16 protein-coding genes are annotated in these 15,809 nt (G+C 50.2%); 1 reads left to right on the top strand and 15 read right to left on the bottom strand.

The window, feature by feature from the left end; all coding sequences use genetic code 11:
- Window positions 1–285 precede the first annotated feature (285 nt).
- The 14 genes from PRIO_RS16315 to PRIO_RS16255 form a co-directional block, all read right to left on the bottom strand.
- Entirely contained in the window at window positions 286–966 is a 681-nt protein-coding gene (locus PRIO_RS16315; RefSeq protein WP_020433884.1) for an ABC transporter ATP-binding protein, read from the bottom strand.
- Window positions 963–2,081, bottom strand: coding sequence for an ABC transporter permease (locus PRIO_RS16310; RefSeq protein WP_020433883.1), 1,119 nt, complete (start codon window positions 2,079–2,081; stop codon window positions 963–965). Before PRIO_RS16310 ends, PRIO_RS16315 begins: the two co-directional genes overlap by 4 nt.
- 69 nt (window positions 2,082–2,150) lie before the next feature.
- A complete protein-coding gene (locus tag PRIO_RS16305; protein WP_020433882.1) occupies window positions 2,151–3,527 on the bottom strand; it encodes a sensor histidine kinase in 1,377 nt (458 codons plus the stop codon).
- Window positions 3,524–4,201 (bottom strand): response regulator transcription factor, encoded by a 678-nt coding sequence (locus PRIO_RS16300; protein ID WP_020433881.1) that lies wholly within the window; start codon window positions 4,199–4,201, stop codon window positions 3,524–3,526. Before PRIO_RS16300 ends, PRIO_RS16305 begins: the two co-directional genes overlap by 4 nt.
- Window positions 4,202–4,309: 108 nt before the next feature.
- Window positions 4,310–5,131: an SDR family oxidoreductase gene (locus tag PRIO_RS16295; protein ID WP_020433880.1), complete on the bottom strand. Its 822-nt coding sequence runs from the start codon at window positions 5,129–5,131 to the stop codon at window positions 4,310–4,312.
- Window positions 5,132–5,324: 193 nt separating this feature from the next.
- A complete protein-coding gene (locus PRIO_RS36405; protein WP_046503487.1) occupies window positions 5,325–5,645 on the bottom strand; it encodes an SEC-C metal-binding domain-containing protein in 321 nt (106 codons plus the stop codon).
- Complete coding sequence (locus tag PRIO_RS16285) at window positions 5,605–6,306, bottom strand: tetratricopeptide repeat protein (RefSeq protein WP_167345630.1); 702 nt, start codon at window positions 6,304–6,306, stop codon at window positions 5,605–5,607. The genes PRIO_RS36405 and PRIO_RS16285 overlap by 41 nt, the downstream gene beginning before the upstream one ends.
- A gap of 252 nt (window positions 6,307–6,558) precedes the next feature.
- Complete coding sequence (locus PRIO_RS36095; RefSeq protein ID WP_167345629.1) at window positions 6,559–6,735, bottom strand: hypothetical protein; 177 nt, start codon at window positions 6,733–6,735, stop codon at window positions 6,559–6,561.
- Between the two features lie 48 nt (window positions 6,736–6,783).
- On the bottom strand, window positions 6,784–7,275 hold the full coding sequence (locus tag PRIO_RS16280) for a MarR family winged helix-turn-helix transcriptional regulator (protein WP_046507009.1): 492 nt from the start codon (window positions 7,273–7,275) through the stop codon (window positions 6,784–6,786).
- A gap of 120 nt (window positions 7,276–7,395) precedes the next feature.
- Window positions 7,396–8,589 carry a metallophosphoesterase gene (locus tag PRIO_RS16275; RefSeq protein WP_046503481.1) on the bottom strand — a complete coding sequence of 398 codons (1,194 nt, stop codon included), beginning with the start codon at window positions 8,587–8,589 and terminating at the stop codon, window positions 7,396–7,398.
- Window positions 8,590–8,781: 192 nt separating this feature from the next.
- Window positions 8,782–9,195 carry a bacteriohemerythrin gene (locus PRIO_RS16270; RefSeq protein ID WP_020433868.1) on the bottom strand — a complete coding sequence of 138 codons (414 nt, stop codon included), beginning with the start codon at window positions 9,193–9,195 and terminating at the stop codon, window positions 8,782–8,784.
- 142 nt (window positions 9,196–9,337) lie between these two features.
- Complete coding sequence (locus tag PRIO_RS16265) at window positions 9,338–10,204, bottom strand: TIGR02452 family protein (RefSeq protein WP_020433867.1); 867 nt, start codon at window positions 10,202–10,204, stop codon at window positions 9,338–9,340.
- Between the two features lie 38 nt (window positions 10,205–10,242).
- A complete protein-coding gene (locus PRIO_RS16260; RefSeq protein WP_020433866.1) occupies window positions 10,243–10,719 on the bottom strand; it encodes a riboflavin biosynthesis intermediates N-glycosidase in 477 nt (158 codons plus the stop codon).
- A 33-nt stretch (window positions 10,720–10,752) separates the two neighbouring features.
- Complete coding sequence (locus PRIO_RS16255; protein ID WP_020433865.1) at window positions 10,753–11,658, bottom strand: NUDIX hydrolase; 906 nt, start codon at window positions 11,656–11,658, stop codon at window positions 10,753–10,755.
- A gap of 968 nt (window positions 11,659–12,626) precedes the next feature.
- Here PRIO_RS16255 and PRIO_RS16250 point away from each other — a divergent pair.
- Window positions 12,627–14,771 (top strand): alpha-amylase family glycosyl hydrolase, encoded by a 2,145-nt coding sequence (locus tag PRIO_RS16250; protein WP_046503477.1) that lies wholly within the window; start codon window positions 12,627–12,629, stop codon window positions 14,769–14,771.
- Window positions 14,772–14,835: 64 nt separating this feature from the next.
- Here PRIO_RS16250 and PRIO_RS16245 read toward each other — a convergent pair whose 3' ends face one another.
- Window positions 14,836–15,732: a ketopantoate reductase family protein gene (locus PRIO_RS16245; protein WP_020429468.1), complete on the bottom strand. Its 897-nt coding sequence runs from the start codon at window positions 15,730–15,732 to the stop codon at window positions 14,836–14,838.
- Window positions 15,733–15,809 lie beyond the last annotated feature (77 nt).

Genomic DNA, 15,809 nt, shown 5'->3' with positions numbered 1-15,809 from the left:
CCCTGTATTCCAGGCTCCACCGAACGATATAACGGCTCCTAAGTCCCTAACTGCTGAAAAAGTAAGATTTTTGGCAAAATAAGGGCTCCTCTGTCCGCATCAGTCCGCGGATGGAGCCTCATCCTTCTGCATCGATTATATCCTGTGTAGCTTCCAAGATATCCACATTTTTTTACACTGTATAATTTCCTAAACAACAAAAAAACAGATCCCCCTCTATCAAGGCAGAATCTGTTAATATAAAAGTCTCCCCGCGAGCGGTCTGAGACTCAGCTAATTTACCTTTTACTGCTCAACCAGCACACCATCCTGCAGATGGTACACCCGGTCGCACCACTCCAGCATCCGCTCGTCGTGGGTCACCATGACCGCAGCTTTGCCTTCGCTTGTCACCTCGTCCGCGATCATCCGCACCACCTCGCAGCCGCGGTTGAAATCCAGGCTGGCCGTCGGCTCGTCGGCGAAGAGGATCGCCGGCTTGTTCATCCACGCTCTCGCAATCGCCACGCGCTGCTTCTGCCCGCCGGAGAGCTTTTCAGGATAATGGTTCCGCCGCTCCCAAACCTCCAGCCGCTTCAGCAGATAGGAGGACCGCTCCTTCGCTTCCTTGGTACTAAGCTTCGCCAGCTTAGCCACGTACAGCAGCTGTTCCTCCACTTTCAGATAAGGCAGCAGCTGTGCACTCTGGAACATAAAACCGATCTTGCGCAGCCGCAGCTCGGTCAGTTCGCTCTTGTTCTTATGGCTCAGCGGCTCTCCATCAATGAAGATTTCCCCGCTGGTCGGGGTCAGCAGCGCACCGGCTGCGGAGAGGAAGGTGCTTTTGCCGGAGCCGGATGGCCCCAGTACAGCGACAAACTCCCCTTCGTTCACCGTAAGGTCAAGCTGATTCAGCACAGTCATGGCTCCGTCGCCGTCGCCGTAGGTTTGTGTTACTTGCTTCATCACTAACTTTGCAGTACTCATGCTCCAGCCCTCCCTATCGCTTCCAAAGCGTCAACTCTCGCCACTCTGGCAACAGAAATCAGCGAGCCCAGCAGTGACATTCCGACGAACAGCACACAAGTCAGCAGGATGGTTTGGCCTTCCAGCTGGAAGGGCATCGAATCCGGCAGCCCCAGATTCATCCCAAAGGTCAGCAGCAGACTGACCGCAAGACTGGCTACCGAGAGGATCAACACCTGACCGACTACGCTCCAGGCCAAGTACGACATCTTGGTGCCCATCGCCTTCAGGATGCCGAACTGGCTGGTCTTCTGGATCGTGATGACATAGAAGAATACGGCAAGCACAAATGCAGCAATGACGAACAGGAACACAATCATCATCAGCAGTGAATTCTGCTCGGCGGAGTAGCCGGGGATGCTGGCAATCGCCTGCTTTTGCGTAATGACCTCCACATTCCCCAGCTTTTCCGTGATTTCGGAGGCTTGGGCTGAGTCAATCTTCAACGCAATCACATTATAAGGAACAGCCTCTGCATCCTGGCCGCTCTGGCCGAAGCCTTGTCTCATAGCTTTCCAATCCAATGTGTTGATATAGACAACAGGGGTATGGCTGTATGAATTGTCGTCCACAAACCCCGCAACCTTGAAGGTCAACCCGGAAGCCTGATCCTTGATCGTACTGCCGATGGTCACCCCTGACTCTTTGAGCTTGGAATCTGCCACAACACTGCCCTGAGTCTCGTTGGTGATTTCCGTTCCTTGAGTCACTTTGGGTGCCAGCATTCCGTTCATATCTACAGCAAAAAAGGTGACATCCGCCTTTACATCCGCCTTATCTGCGGTTATCGTGCTCATCTGCACCGCCAAGGGGGCAGCATTCTGCTCCCCTGCAATCGAACGGGCGGCAGAAAGCTCGGTTTCATTCAACTGGGAACGTCTGAATGCATGATCTGCATCTTTTTGTACAGCGTAATAATTTGCGGGCATATTTTCCACTGCAGAGATATTGGCATACGCCAGGCCTCTGGCCAATCCGGTCACGAACAGGACCAGGAACGAAACCAGGAGCATTATGACTATAATGAGGCTGTACCGTGCTTTGGAGTGCCTCATCTCCCTTAATGCCAAAAACATATAACCACTCCTTCTAATCTGTATATCCACAGTTTAGAAGGTGAAAATGAACGGAGTATGAATAATAAATTACAGAAGCGGCAGCGTCACCGTAAAGGTTGTTCCTTCCCCCACTGTGCTCGTTGCCTCAACGGTGCCGCCGTGAACCTCGATAATTTTGCGCACAATGGATAATCCCAGGCCGCTGCTGTTGCTGTCGCGGGTGCGCGCCCGGTCCACTTTGTAGAACCGGTCAAAGATCATCGGCAGCTGATCCGCCGGAATGCCTTCGCCATTATCCGTAACGGTAACCATGCAGTGCTGATTCTCGGCTTTCGCCGAGATCGCAATTGTCCCGCCGGTTTGGGTATATTTTATCGCATTGGACAAAAGATTCATCCATACCTGATAGAGCAAATTGGCATCCCCCTGAAGGGTAATATCCGCCACCTGCAGCCGCACCGCCAGCTCCTTCTCTGTCAGCCGCCACTCCATAATCTGCAGCACCTGGCGAAGCTGCGCCCGGAGTTCAATGCTTTTGCGGTCCAGCGCATTCTCGTCATAATCGAGCGAAGACAAGGTCAGCAGCTGCTTGCTCAGCACCGACAGCCTGCGGCTCTCCTGATCGATGATAGACAGGTACTCCATCCGCTGCTGCTCCGGAAGTGTGCCGTCCTTCAGCGCGTGGGCGAACCCTTGAATGGAGGTCAGCGGCGATTCGATCTCATGCGAGACGTTGGCGACAAACTCCTGCCGCGCCCGGTTCGTCCGCTCCAGCTCCCGGCTCATGCTCATAAAGTGGGAAGCAAGCTGGCCGATTTCATCACGCCGGGCCGTGTAGAGCTTGATATCGTATCTGCCCTTGGAGATTTTTTTGGTGGCTTCTGTTAACCGGGTGATCGGCCTCACCACATGAAAAACGGTGATCAGGACAAACCACAGGCTGAACAGAATTGTACCGGCAATCAGCACCGCAAAAAACAGCCGCAGCTCGCCAAACTGCACTTGAGCATCCGGACGCATGAACAGCGCGTAGGGTTGGCCATGAATATGTATAGGGACACCAATCGTATTGCTGAGCTGATTGTCAAAAAAACCGGTAATGAACATCCTGCTGGGAAAATCCGCTACTCCATGGTAGATGCTGCCTGCCAGCACCTTTTGCAGCTCGCCTTCCTTCAGGTCATTTTTGCGGAAGGGCAGTCCATAGAACCGTTCATCGCCTTGGTCATTGGAGAGATACATCTTGTAGCCCAGGGATGCCGTACTGAGCAGATATTCCTCAACCGTATCCGGGTGATCTTCAATAAAGGACTGCAGGCCAATGGCCATTTTGGTGAGCTTGGCATCGTTCTGCGGTTTGATTGCGGCCTGATAGTAAGCGTTCGAGATGAGAAACCCCAGCACACTGCTGATTACAATCACGGAACAGAACAGCAGGCTCATTCTTACATACAGCGACTTCATGGACTCACCGTTTCAACTTTATAGCCGATGCCCCGGACCGTGCGGATGGTAAAATCATTTTTGTATTCGCTGAACCGGTCGCGCAGGCGTTTGATGTGCACATCGACCGTCCGCTCATCCCCCTCATAATCCGCTCCCCATACCAGCTCAATCAGCTCGCTGCGCGAGAACAGCCGTCCCGGATACTCCGCAAGCTGGGCCAGCAGTTCAAATTCCTTTACGGGCAGCAGAAGCACATCGTTGCCATCGCTGATCTCATAATTTTTCCGGTCAATCACCAATGAATTCAGGCGGATCTTGTCACTCGCAGCTACAGAATAACGGCGGAACAAGGCTTTGATGCGAAAGAGCAATTCGTCTGGTTCAAAAGGCTTGGTGACATAATCATCCGTCCCGCGTAAATACCCCTGCTCCTTGTCGCTGAGCTGCTGCCGTGCGGTAAGCAGAATGACCGGAATATCATACGTCTCCCGGATATGCTGGCATAGCTCCAACCCGTCTATATACGGCATCATCACATCTACAACCGCCAAATCCACGGTACTGCCTTTCATCAGTCCCATGGCCTCACGCCCGTCGGCGGCCTCCAGCACAGCATACCCTTCCCTGGTCAGCACATGCCGCAGCAGCGTGCGGATATTCACATCGTCGTCGGCCACTAATATTTTCTTCATTCCTGCTCACTCCCCGGGTATCCCCTTTTATGCTGACATCATAGTAGCAATATTGAGGGAAATAGACAACTTGGGGATCGATGGACGATATCGCCACCCGGGAAATATTCACACATTCTCCAGATTCAAAAAAGGTGCGATGCTCTCCTTAAGCGATGTTACGGGCTGTCCCATCAATTGCTCCAGATCGTTTGAGGTGGACTTAGTATCAATACTGTTCAGAAAATGATAGATCCAGTGCTGCACAGACGCATCTGCGGTATGGATTACCGGCTTGCCGGCAAGCTCAGTAAGCACTTCTGCAAGGCCGGCAAACGTCCATGTCTGGGCCGCAGCCAGCTCATAAATCCGATGCTCATGCCCGCTTCCGGCCAGCACCTTTGCGGTTGCCCGCGCCAGGTCACGGCGTGTTACGGCATTGAACTGCCAATCACCAGGCTGCGTCGCCAGCACTCCACTGCGTATTGCCTCATTCAGGCCAAGTACGCCCACGAAATCAATGTACAGGCCGTTGCGTAAAATCGTATACTCCATTCCCGAATCGAGTATCGCCTGCTCGGTAAGTCCATGAACGCTGCTTGTTCCCTTATTGCCTGCTTGCGGAAAAGCAAAGCTGGTATACAAAATATGCGCAACTCCGGCTGCCTTGGCTGCATCGATTACATTTGTGTGTTGAGTCAGCCGGACGGCATCATCGGAATGTGAGCTGGAAATCAGCAGCAGCTTGTTCACTCCGGCAAAAGCATCCTGCAGCGTTTCCGGTCTATCGTAATCGGCGCAGCGGACTACAACTCCTTTGTCTTTGAAGTGTGTAGCCGTATCCAAATTACGGACTCCCGCGATGATTGTGCCGTCCGAGAGTTCGGCTAGCAAATTCTCAATAATTAGATTGCCTAATTGTCCTGCAGCTCCGGTGATCATAATAGTCATATCAATACATCCTCCTATAAATTCTTAATCAGTCTTTTGTTAATAGTTAAGTACTTAACTATATGAGCAGAACAACTGGATATTGAATTATCCAGTTTAGCCTGATCCCGTTTTTTAACAAACTAGCCAAATGGCATCACTGCATTGACTACAACACGCTCCCTCTTTTTTGGAGGTAACCGCTGCTCTTAAGTTATTGTGTCTCTCCTCCAGTAAACGCCGCCAAGTAGACATCCAGATCAAAATTCTTCATGGTGCTTGCGCAGCAGAATTTGAACTTATTCCCGCTTCCGCAAGGACAAGGTTCATAGATATTATCCGGAGTCAGTTTCTCCTTGATCGCCTTCTCCAAATCCGACAGATCCTCCGTAAACTCCATACCCATTATATAGTTCCAGCCAAAATGATCACATACAAACTGCACCTGCTTCATCCTCGCTTCTGTCTTGGCCCGGATTATAATCGGCCGCTGCTTAGATCCCCAACCCTTGAGGGGAAACCTGTTGGCATCCACCGGAGTTAGCCGTCCCCTCGATTGCCGGTGCCTGCTCCTTAAGCTTACGCTCATGCGCTGGAAGATCCCCGGCACGGCTCCCCATATACATCTCTGCAACAGGATAGAAGGACTTCAGATCTCCTTGGATCACATTCAAATTTCTCAGGTCCATGGTCGGGATTGCAGCTGCTGCTGTTTCTTCGAATCCCTCCATCATAGCAGTCTCCTCTTCCGCAGGAAATAATGAAGGGGCTAGCCTCTGGAAACCATCATAAAGCTCGAATAAAGAGTATAATATAACAGCCAGCATTTCCCGAAGCTCCAAGGCACCGAGTCTAGTATAAGTGCCGGCATACAGCACCGCTTGACGCAAGTACTTGGCGGCCAGCTCCATCTCACCAATTTCCAGCAATATTTTCCCAAGCGAATAGTGAGATTCCATCTGGGAAGCATCGATGCTGACCGAATGCTCAAAGACCGCAGCGGCCAGCTCGGGTCTGCCACCTGAAAAATATAAATTTCCCAGCTTGTTCCATAGGTAGCCGTCCTCAGGCTGCACTTTCAACTGCTCCAGAAAATGCTCCTCTCCCTCACTCATCCACCGTGGTCTGCTGCCGTCATGAAGAGTCAGCCCCCCGTACATGACACCGTCAGTGCTGTCATCATATGAACTATTCATTTTTCTCAACATACCCGCCATCAGTTCAAATAATAAATTTGAAGATGCCAGCTCCCACGCTCCGGCACTATTGCAATTTCTGCAGCGGAAATAGCCGGTAAATTGCAAATAATCCATTATCGATGTTTGCAAATCAAACGAAGTGTCGTTTTTACCTTCAAATCCCTCACGGTCTTTGTCAGATTTCCATTTATCAATATCAAAGGCAATTAACCCCAGATCATATACTGCCGTATGACCACATTCAGTACATCATAACCGCTGTTTTTTGGGGGGATGCGGGGAATTTAGCTTCGTTATTCGTTTATATACCATTCGTCCTGTTATTCCTGGAAGCATGGTTAACCTTGGCACTTCGCTTTCTTGTAGTTCCACACCTGTCATAATAGTGACTAATAATGGATTGATCCCCACCCCCTTGCGTTTCATACACTCTTCTCTCCTTATCCGGTTATCTATCTCACATCTTGTCCCATATTACGGCTTGTTCAGCTTATGCAGCAATGCCATCAGCTGACGCAGCTCATCCGTGTCCAGCCGGTTCATCTTCCCGGCAACCGTTTCGCGGTTTCCGGGAAGATGACGGGACAGCAGCGCCCGTCCGGCTTCTGTAAGTGAAATGACCGATTTGCGCCCATCTCGGATATGCTCCGTCCTGCTGATATATCCATCCTTCTCCAGCGGAGTCAGCAGCAAGCTGATATTTGCCTTGGTCACCCCGATCCGACTGGCCAGCCCCGAGGGGAGAATGGCGCCGCCTTGCTTCGCGATCTCCACCAGCACACGGATTCTTGCGCCATTCAGACCCTGTGCCTGCCAGTACTTCTCCGAAACCGCGACAAGACCTGCTGTCGTCTCCACCAGGGCAAAAAAGGCCTCATTAGCCAGCGGAAGGTCCAGAACAAACTGCTGCAAACCGTCTATATTCGCTTCTCTTTTGGGCTTATTGTCTTCCTGCCGTGAATCCATAACACTGTTCAGCTCCAATTAGTTAATCCCTTAACTATATCACGTTTAAAGTAACTTATACGGAAGTGAATGTCAAAGACTTTTTAGATATGCCCATTAAGGCAAAGGGGGCAGATGCTGTCAGATTAGGACAGGATTGCTGTGAACAGGCTCTTCACTGTAGTGTTTGCTGCCTTCCAGTATGACCACCAGCTTGATCAGCTCGGAGCGGCTGGCCAGGCGGATCGGCGGTCCCCAGGTGCCATAGCCCGAGGAAACCACAACATGCAGTTTGTCCTTGCGCAGGTAGCCCCAATCCAGCTCAAACAGCCTTCTGGTGATCCAGTGATTGGGAGCAATTTGACCGCGGTGCGTATGGCCCGACAGCAGCACATCTACTCCCGCTTGCGCGGCAATCCCGAATCCGGTCGGCTGATGGTCCATCATGATCACCGGGCGAGACAGATCAAGCCCATCCAGCAAGGCTTCCACACTTTTACGTCCGGCAGCCTCTGTAGACTCTGCGGTTTTGTCTTTGCGGCCCACGATATACAGACCTGCGGCTTCCACTACCTCGTCCTGAAGAACTTTGATGCCGATACTGTCCATCAGTTCGGTGTATTGCTTAATGGAGCCGCCATAATATTCATGGTTGCCCAGTACCGCATACACCCCATGGCGTGCCTGAAGCTTGCGCATCTCTTCACACATTCCGTTGCGGATAAAGGGCTCAATGCTGTCATCCAGCACATCCCCGGCGAGCAGAATCAGATCCGGCTGCATCCGGTTCATCTCAGCGACCATCCGGCGCAGGTGGCGGTTACCAACAATGTTCCCCAGGTGCAGATCGGAAGCAACCGCAATGGTGAGCGGAGCACTGGTTCCGGCCGATTTGCCGATTTGGATAGGATGATTGCGGACAACCGTACTCCAGGCATTGCGCGAACCCCAAATCAGGAAGACAGCCAGCAGCACCACCAGCGCCGCACCCGCTTCCGCAGTGAACGCCGTGCGTTGAACGCCCATCAGACCCAGCACCCAATACAGCAAATCGGTTAGCGGCAGGACAATAATAGCAAATTCCATGCAGGCCAGATAATAGGAGCCGATGACTTTGAACAGCCGGGCTGCCGGCTTAACAGCCTTCGGCCAGGGTACCATTCCGATCATATAAGCAAAAGCAATGAGCAGGAACACCGGCCAGTACACGGCGGCGGAAATTCCCGGCAGCCAAGTCTCCAGCAGGTACCACAGATGTTGACCAATGTAAAAGTTCACAAGTCCCAGCACAAGCAGCATGACCAGACCCGACGCGAGCATACGCAATATTTTCATCCTTCCACTCCCTTGGCTTGCAGTTTATCTGAATCTCTACTTCAAATCATAACACAAAATATTTTGGGGGAATAAATGGGCTGTGTTCCTTGCGCTAAACCCGTAACCGGAGTGTTTGTTTCCGTAAAAAGACAAAAAAAGAAAATGCCCTGCGGCATCTTCATCTTCCCTATTTAAGTTACACGATGGAAATTATACGGCCTGATTGCCCTTGCTGGCAATGCATTGCCCAATCAGCTTATCGCATTTGTTGATATGATTGAGCAGCCAGTCTGTTAATGTGCGGTTCAGCTTAATGGTAGACAGGACGGATACGCCCTTGCTCTTGATGCTTTCCTCCAGGTCCAGCACGGTCTTTACAAATTCAGCATGGGTCTTGCGGTGCTCGGCCAATTCCGGAAAATCAATGTCCTGCATCAAGTGCTCCTCATCGCTGAAATGCTCCAGCGTATACTCCTTGAGGAACTTCAGAGTCTCTTCGATCTTTTCTTTACCCTGCTGGTTCGTGCAAGCTTCAAAAAATTCATTCAGCTTCACAAGCAGCTGTCTGTGCTGGCAGTCAATCTTCTCCACCCCGATGTCATATGAATCCTTCCAGTTAATCATTGACTCACCCTGCTCTCTTCCATATTTTACATAATGACAAGCTTATTTAATTTTCCACTTTTCAACATAAAAGTTCTGTTAACAACATCACACGACACAATGTAACAAGGCTTTGGATTGAAACGAACAATCCTCCCCGCTTTTATGCACTGAAGACTGTCCGAAAAGCACCCAGCGTGCTCTGCTGCGGAGAATGATCCAGCACAGCAAAAACAATCTGCTTAAACAGTGACTGGTATCCTTCATCCAGCAGCACCTGCTTGAACCACCCGGCCACCTCTGCCGGATTGTTGCGGAAAACTCCGCAGCCAAATGCCCCAAGCACGATAGTCTCATGTCCATTCCCGGCAGCAACCGCCAGAATATAACGGATTCGCTCCAGCATAACAGTCTTGATATGTCCAACCTCCTGAGGCTCCCGCTCGCGGACAACTCCTGCATTTACCGCTGGTGCGGTTATGAACGACACACAATAAGGCTCGGCCAGCAGCTGGTCCTGACTGTCACGGATCACGGGAACTTGCGGAGAATGAATCATGTAGTGAGAGTACAGACAGGTTTTGCGGCTGCGGTTGTATTTGTACATTTCATCTTTTTGTGAGATTGCCGGATACAGCGCAGAGGCACGGGCCAAGCTTTCCTCCTGAGCCTGGCTTCCGCCGAGGAAGCCCCCTCCCGGGTTCTTGGCGGAAGCAAAGTTCAGACATACCGTCTGCACCTTGCCTTCCTTGACCACCAGCCGGTATGCCGCTTCCAAAGTCGATTCTCCGGTGACTGCCAGTTCCGCGCGCCGTCCGGAGGCTTCCCCCATCCGTGACCGTGCAGCTGTAATCAGCTGAGGCAGCTCATCCGGGGCATACAGCCGCGTCCCCGAGATGCATGCGTTGACGTCCCCGGCAATGTCAACCATCCGGCCCGCAGGACCTGTATAGTTTCCTTTTTCCAATATATCCAGTGTTTCACGTGCAATAGACGCTCTTTTATTTCTGGGATTGGGATTTTGATTCATTGATATCCACTCCTTGCTCCGGTTTATCCCGGGTTTGTTTATTCCTGCAACAGATCGTCACGCAGCTTCGTCAGCACTTCCCCCAGCCAATTGCTGCCCCTCCAGCTGCTTCTGCTGCGGATTCGGGGGTCGTCTTCTGTGAGGCCCACACCCCAGATCCGGTCCGTCGGACTGGCCTCCACCAAGGTAGTTCCCTTAGTATCGAGCAGCTGCTGCAGCAGTTCTTCATTCTGCAGAAATTTTTCCCGGTTCCCCTGATATACAATATCCCGGCAGTGATTTTTCCACTCAGTGTCATTGAAGCCGCTGACTTTGCGTCCCAGCTCTTTTTGCGTACGGGGTGTTCTGGCCCGCAGGATCTGCATGGCGGTTTCTTCATCCCTGAATAGCAGCGCCTTGGCATACATCATGTATTGTTCTGCACAGTTGAAGGTATGCTCATCGACTGTAAAATAGCAAGGGTACCATTGGGAAAACGGCGAACCGCTGCGGTAAAAGTAAGTAAATTTCTCCATAGGAAACTCTCCGTTCTGTGTTCATTCGAAAATTTACCGGGAGCCCTTGTCCGCTCTGTACCGGTACAGCTTCGAAGGGCGGTGGCCCGCGTCTTTGGTGAATTCTTCAGTTTCAGTTACACTATCGGCAATTTTGCGGCGGAATGCCGGAGCCAGCAGCTCTCTGCCAAGGATAATTTCGTAGACCCGCTGAAGCTCGGACAGGGTGAACAGCGGCGGCATCAGATTGAAAATAATATCGGTATATTCCACCTTGCCCCGCAGGCGTTCTATCGCATATTGGATCATCTTCAGGTGATCAAAGGCGAAGCCGTGATTCTCGGCAATCTCCCGCCGGACGCGCCGGACATGCCCTTGGACGGTTTCGGTAATAGTGACTACACCTGTAAGCTCAACATCCTCCTTCTGCAAGGTGATGCGAATCTTTTGCTCCTCCATGTAACCTTCCGCCAGCTCCCTGCGGCCGGATTCCAGCACATCATACGTGACCTCGAACCAGCCCGCATCTGCAGCATCATCGCCAGCCTGCACATCAAGCGTCTTGCGGTCAACCAGCGCGATATATGAGCTGCTGATTACGCGCATACGCGGATCACGGCCCACATCTCCCCAGGTATACAGCTGCTCCATATAGACATTATCGATATTCGTCTCACTGTACAGCTCCCGGAGGGCGGCGTCCTCCAGACTCTCATCTACACCGACGAATCCCCCGGGGAGCGCCCATTGGCCAAGATACGGGTGTTCCCCGCGCTGGATCATCAGGAGCTGCAATGATTTCTCCGACAGCTTGCGGTAATTGTCCTGCTCCTGCTCCATCACCGTGAAGATCAGCATATCGACAGTAACGGACGGACGTTCATACATCCCGGCATCATAGGCCTGCAGAAATTGTTCCTCAGTTAAGCCGTTGCGGTCAGTGACCGGTTTTTTGGGCATGTGAAATCTCCTTTGGGTTATATTCTTGTGAATCATTATCACCTATATAGAGTGAACTTAAGATCTTTACATTAGGAACTTCGTTGGGACTCCGGAGAATGTTTGGACTTCCGGCCGCTGTTGTCTACAGATTTCTTGATTGTATACCGCTGTTCGCGGTGGAAATCCGCAGACAAAGGCGGACGCTACCGCTCCTACAGTTCCAAACTTCCCCTCCATCCCTTTCTCCTTTTGTTACTTTTTCAAGTTCGCTTTATATAGATTGTTATTATCACTTAGCTTTTACTAGGTATGTTTTTAACGTTATGATATTACCTTTTTGTTATTATCATAATGTTATTATAAATCAATTCCCCCACTACAAGTCAAGTTCTATTTTGTATGCAAGTGTCTGAAATTCCAGTTTCTCATTCTGCGAGAAGGGCATCAAAACCAGCTTTTCCAGAAAACTCTAATGTACATAGTGCAATAGAATGAGTTTTTCTACCGATTTATTAGTCTGCTGCTGCAGACAGTGTAACAGAATGCTAGTTCTTAGCTAATTTAAAAGATTCGCATTGGCGTCAGCCTCCAGATGGGAGTGCATTACTCCGTTCCTACTTTTTTAGTACTAATTATATATCCTATAATTTTACTTCATTTTTTTCCATTTAAGGTATTGACTTGTTCTAATTAACAGTGTTATTTTTGGTAGGGAAACCGGTTTTCTGTATTTCATGTAATAGATTCCACCAAAATTTCAACGCAGCAGGATTGGACAACCCGTAGTTAGCTGCTATCCGTCTTTGGAATATTTTCCTTCCCTGCATAAGGCAGTTCTTAACGGGCAGATCTTGCATAAGCAAGTTGAAAGCGTTTTAAAATCTGAATCTGCGAAGTTGCTCCAGCGGTTGCGCACCCGCTTGCCAGCATGCTGAGCAGGCTCAAAATTCAAACATCTGCGTGACATTTGAAGGGAGAGTTGAATGATGAAATCGCATTATAAGGCTGCGGCTGTCCTATCGCTTTCGCTTAGTATGGTTCTTGGTGCCGCTGTGCCGGCACTGGCTGATCCGGCTACAAGCGTAAATAACAAGGTTAATTACAGCACTGATGTCATTTACCAGATTGTGACCGACCGGTTTGTGGACGGTAATCCGGCCAATAACCCGACAGGAGCCGCCTTCAGCAGCGATCATTCCAATATGAAGCTGTATTTCGGCGGCGACTGGAAGGGAATCATCAATAAAATCAACGACGGGTACCTGACCGGTATGGGAGTTACTGCGATCTGGATTTCCCAGCCGGTGGAGAACATCACTTCTGTCGTTAATTATTCCGGTGTGAACAACACGTCCTACCACGGCTATTGGCCGAGGGATTTCAAAAAAACCAATGCCGCCTTCGGAAGTTTTACCGATTTTCAAAACCTGATCTCCACAGCACATGCGAATAACATCAAAGTCATTATCGACTTTGCTCCCAACCACACCAGCCCGGCTTCCTTCACAGACCCAAGCTTTGCTGAGAACGGCGCGCTGTATAATAATGGAACGCTGCTCGGCAACTACACCAATGACTCCAACGGTTTGTTCCATCACAAAGGAGGTACGGATTTTTCCACCATTGAAGACGGCATTTACCGGAATCTGTATGATCTGGCGGATATCAATCAAAACAACAACACGATCGACAAATATTTTAAAGAAGCCATTGATCTTTGGCTTGGCCTGGGTGTAGACGGCATCCGGTTCGATGCGGTGAAACATATGCCGTTCGGCTGGCAAAAAAGCCTGGCCTCTTCCATGTACAGCAGCAGTCATCCGGTTTTCACCTTCGGTGAATGGTTCCTTGGTCCAGACGAAACCAGTCCGGACAATGTCAAATTTGCCAACAACAGTGGCATGAACCTTCTTGACTTCGCATACGCTCAGGAAGTCCGCGAAGTATTTAAGGACAAATCGGAAACGATGACTGATCTCAACTCTGTGCTGGAATCTACAGCCTCCAGCTATAATTACATTCATAATATGGTTACGTTCATCGACAATCATGATATGGACCGCTTCCAGGCAGCCGGCTCCAGCACACGGCCGACGGAGCAGGCGCTGGCGCTCACCCTTACTTCCCGGGGTGTACCGGCCATTTATTATGGTACCGAGCAGTACATGACCGGCGTCGGCGATCCGTATAACCGGGCAATGATGACAGGATTTAATACCAACACAACTGCTTACAAGCTGATCAAAGCTCTGGCTCCGCTGCGCAAGTCCAATCCTGCAATTGCTTACGGCACGACCACACAGCGCTGGGTCAACAACGATGTGTATATTTATGAACGTAAATTCGGCAACAGCGTCGCTCTTGTAGCCATCAACCGCAATACATCCACACCGTATCCGATTACGAATCTGTTATCTTCGCTGCCTGCAGGCAACTACACAGATGTGTTGGGCGGATTGTTAAATGGCAACTCAATTTCCGTCGGCAGCGGCGGCTCCGTCACCAACTTCACGCTTGCGGCTGGAGGAACGGCGGTTTGGCAGTCTACAGCCCCTGCATCAACACCGTCCGTTGCAAATGTCGGACCGACGATGGGCAAACCGGGCAACACAGTAACGATTGACGGACAAGGCTTTGGCAGCAGTGCGGGAACAGTGTATTTCGGAACTACCGCTGTCACCGGTTCGAACATTGTGAGCTGGGAAGACTCCGAGATCAAAGTAAAAATTCCAAATGTTGCAGCTGGCAAGACAACAGTAAAAGTAACCACAGCTTCCAGTACAACAAGCAATGCATTCAGCAATTTCAATGTATTGACTGCTGATCAGGTCACCGTACGCTTTAAAGTCAACAACGCGACCACAAGCCTTGGATCAAACGTGTATCTGGTCGGCAATGTAGCCGAGCTGGGTGCCTGGAGCACTTCTGATGCAATCGGCCCTATGTACAACGTAGTTGAAGAAACCTACCCGACATGGTACTACGATGTCAGTGTACCGGCTGGTACGCCTCTGCAATTCAAGCTAATCAAATCGAACGGCACTACGGTTACCTGGGAAGGCGGCAGCAACCATACGTATACCTCCCCAACCAGCGGCGTTGGTATGGTGGCGGTTGACTGGCAGAACTAAATTGTTGTAAATGAAACAGCGGCAGACTGGGACTTGATAAACAAGTTGCAGACTGCCGCTGTTTTTATTGTGCTAACCGGGTCATCGTTTTATGAAACACCTCATCTAAGAGCAGTATTTCTGGTTTTGCGCTGACAGCATGGTTTCCGAGCTTAACATCAATGATGAAGTCATTGCTTAGCATCTGGCGGTAGTGTGAAATAATATCTTCGTCAGGCCACTCCCCCATCGCCTTCGTTTCAGGCGGAATTACCGGAATTCCCGCTTGCTCTACCAGGCGAATATTTTGCTTAACATCTGCAGCGAGCTTGCTTAGGATGACTTCACTTCTTGCAGCCGTAATATCCACCATCCCGTCATTCGCATAGAAATGCTTGTTAACTGCAGCGAGCGCTGCATGCGAAACATGGAATGCTTGAATGTTGTGAAGTATTTCATAATGCAAACCCGCTGTTTCCAATATGGCGGCAAGCTCTTTCACTCTTTCGGTCACTTGGCCATTTATTTCGCCAAAAATAGTTCCTTGCCAGGTTTCAGAACCGAACTGGGCGTAAAGAACATCATCTTTGATGTCACCGCCTGCACCCGGGAATCCCGGAAGCAACCGGTCACCGACGATTTTAAGCCAGGAGTCGTAACCAACGGTGTTGGTTAAAGTGATTATTGTTTGGCTCTGATTATTTTTGATCGCCGACAGGGCAGATTCTGCCTGATCATACCGTACAGGAACAAAGATGAAATCATAGATGTCGTCGTTTACAAGCTTTTCTATCGTCCTAACCGATATTTGTTGTACCGCTCCATTATCATTGTATCGCAGTCCATTTCGTTGAAGTGTTTCCAGCCTTTTTCCCCGGGCCAGCAATGTAACGTCCAGCCCTGACTGTGCGAATCTAAGCGCGTATACGCTGCCAATCACCCCGGCGCCAAAAATCAAAATACGGTTTTGTTTAATGTTCAATATGATCCTTCCTTTTCAACAAATTAGTCTTAGGTTGTCTAAGCAACATCTGTTCGATATGATAATAGAACGCTATT

The organism is Paenibacillus riograndensis SBR5, assembly GCF_000981585.1.
GTDB lineage: Bacteria > Bacillota > Bacilli > Paenibacillales > Paenibacillaceae > Paenibacillus_AQ > Paenibacillus_AQ riograndensis.
This window is presented reverse-complemented; position numbering and strand designations above follow the sequence as displayed.

What these genes read in the sequence shown, in the direction of transcription:
- PRIO_RS16280 (WP_046507009.1), bottom strand. Translation starts at nt 7,275, where the DNA reads ATGGATTCACGGCAGGAAGACAATAAGCCCAAAAGAGAAGCGAATATA.
- PRIO_RS16300 (WP_020433881.1), bottom strand. Translation starts at nt 4,201, where the DNA reads ATGAAGAAAATATTAGTGGCCGACGACGATGTGAATATCCGCACGCTG.
- PRIO_RS16295 (WP_020433880.1), bottom strand. Translation starts at nt 5,131, where the DNA reads ATGACTATTATGATCACCGGAGCTGCAGGACAATTAGGCAATCTAATT.
- PRIO_RS16255 (WP_020433865.1), bottom strand. Translation starts at nt 11,658, where the DNA reads ATGCCCAAAAAACCGGTCACTGACCGCAACGGCTTAACTGAGGAACAA.
- PRIO_RS16270 (WP_020433868.1), bottom strand. Translation starts at nt 9,195, where the DNA reads ATGATTAACTGGAAGGATTCATATGACATCGGGGTGGAGAAGATTGAC.
- PRIO_RS16310 (WP_020433883.1), bottom strand. Translation starts at nt 2,081, where the DNA reads ATGTTTTTGGCATTAAGGGAGATGAGGCACTCCAAAGCACGGTACAGC.
- PRIO_RS16265 (WP_020433867.1), bottom strand. Translation starts at nt 10,204, where the DNA reads ATGAATCAAAATCCCAATCCCAGAAATAAAAGAGCGTCTATTGCACGT.
- PRIO_RS16275 (WP_046503481.1), bottom strand. Translation starts at nt 8,589, where the DNA reads ATGAAAATATTGCGTATGCTCGCGTCGGGTCTGGTCATGCTGCTTGTG.
- PRIO_RS16250 (WP_046503477.1), top strand. Translation starts at nt 12,627, where the DNA reads ATGAAATCGCATTATAAGGCTGCGGCTGTCCTATCGCTTTCGCTTAGT.
- PRIO_RS16305 (WP_020433882.1), bottom strand. Translation starts at nt 3,527, where the DNA reads ATGAAGTCGCTGTATGTAAGAATGAGCCTGCTGTTCTGTTCCGTGATT.
- PRIO_RS16260 (WP_020433866.1), bottom strand. Translation starts at nt 10,719, where the DNA reads ATGGAGAAATTTACTTACTTTTACCGCAGCGGTTCGCCGTTTTCCCAA.
- PRIO_RS16285 (WP_167345630.1), bottom strand. Translation starts at nt 6,306, where the DNA reads ATGAATAGTTCATATGATGACAGCACTGACGGTGTCATGTACGGGGGG.
- PRIO_RS16315 (WP_020433884.1), bottom strand. Translation starts at nt 966, where the DNA reads ATGAGTACTGCAAAGTTAGTGATGAAGCAAGTAACACAAACCTACGGC.
- PRIO_RS36095 (WP_167345629.1), bottom strand. Translation starts at nt 6,735, where the DNA reads ATGAAACGCAAGGGGGTGGGGATCAATCCATTATTAGTCACTATTATG.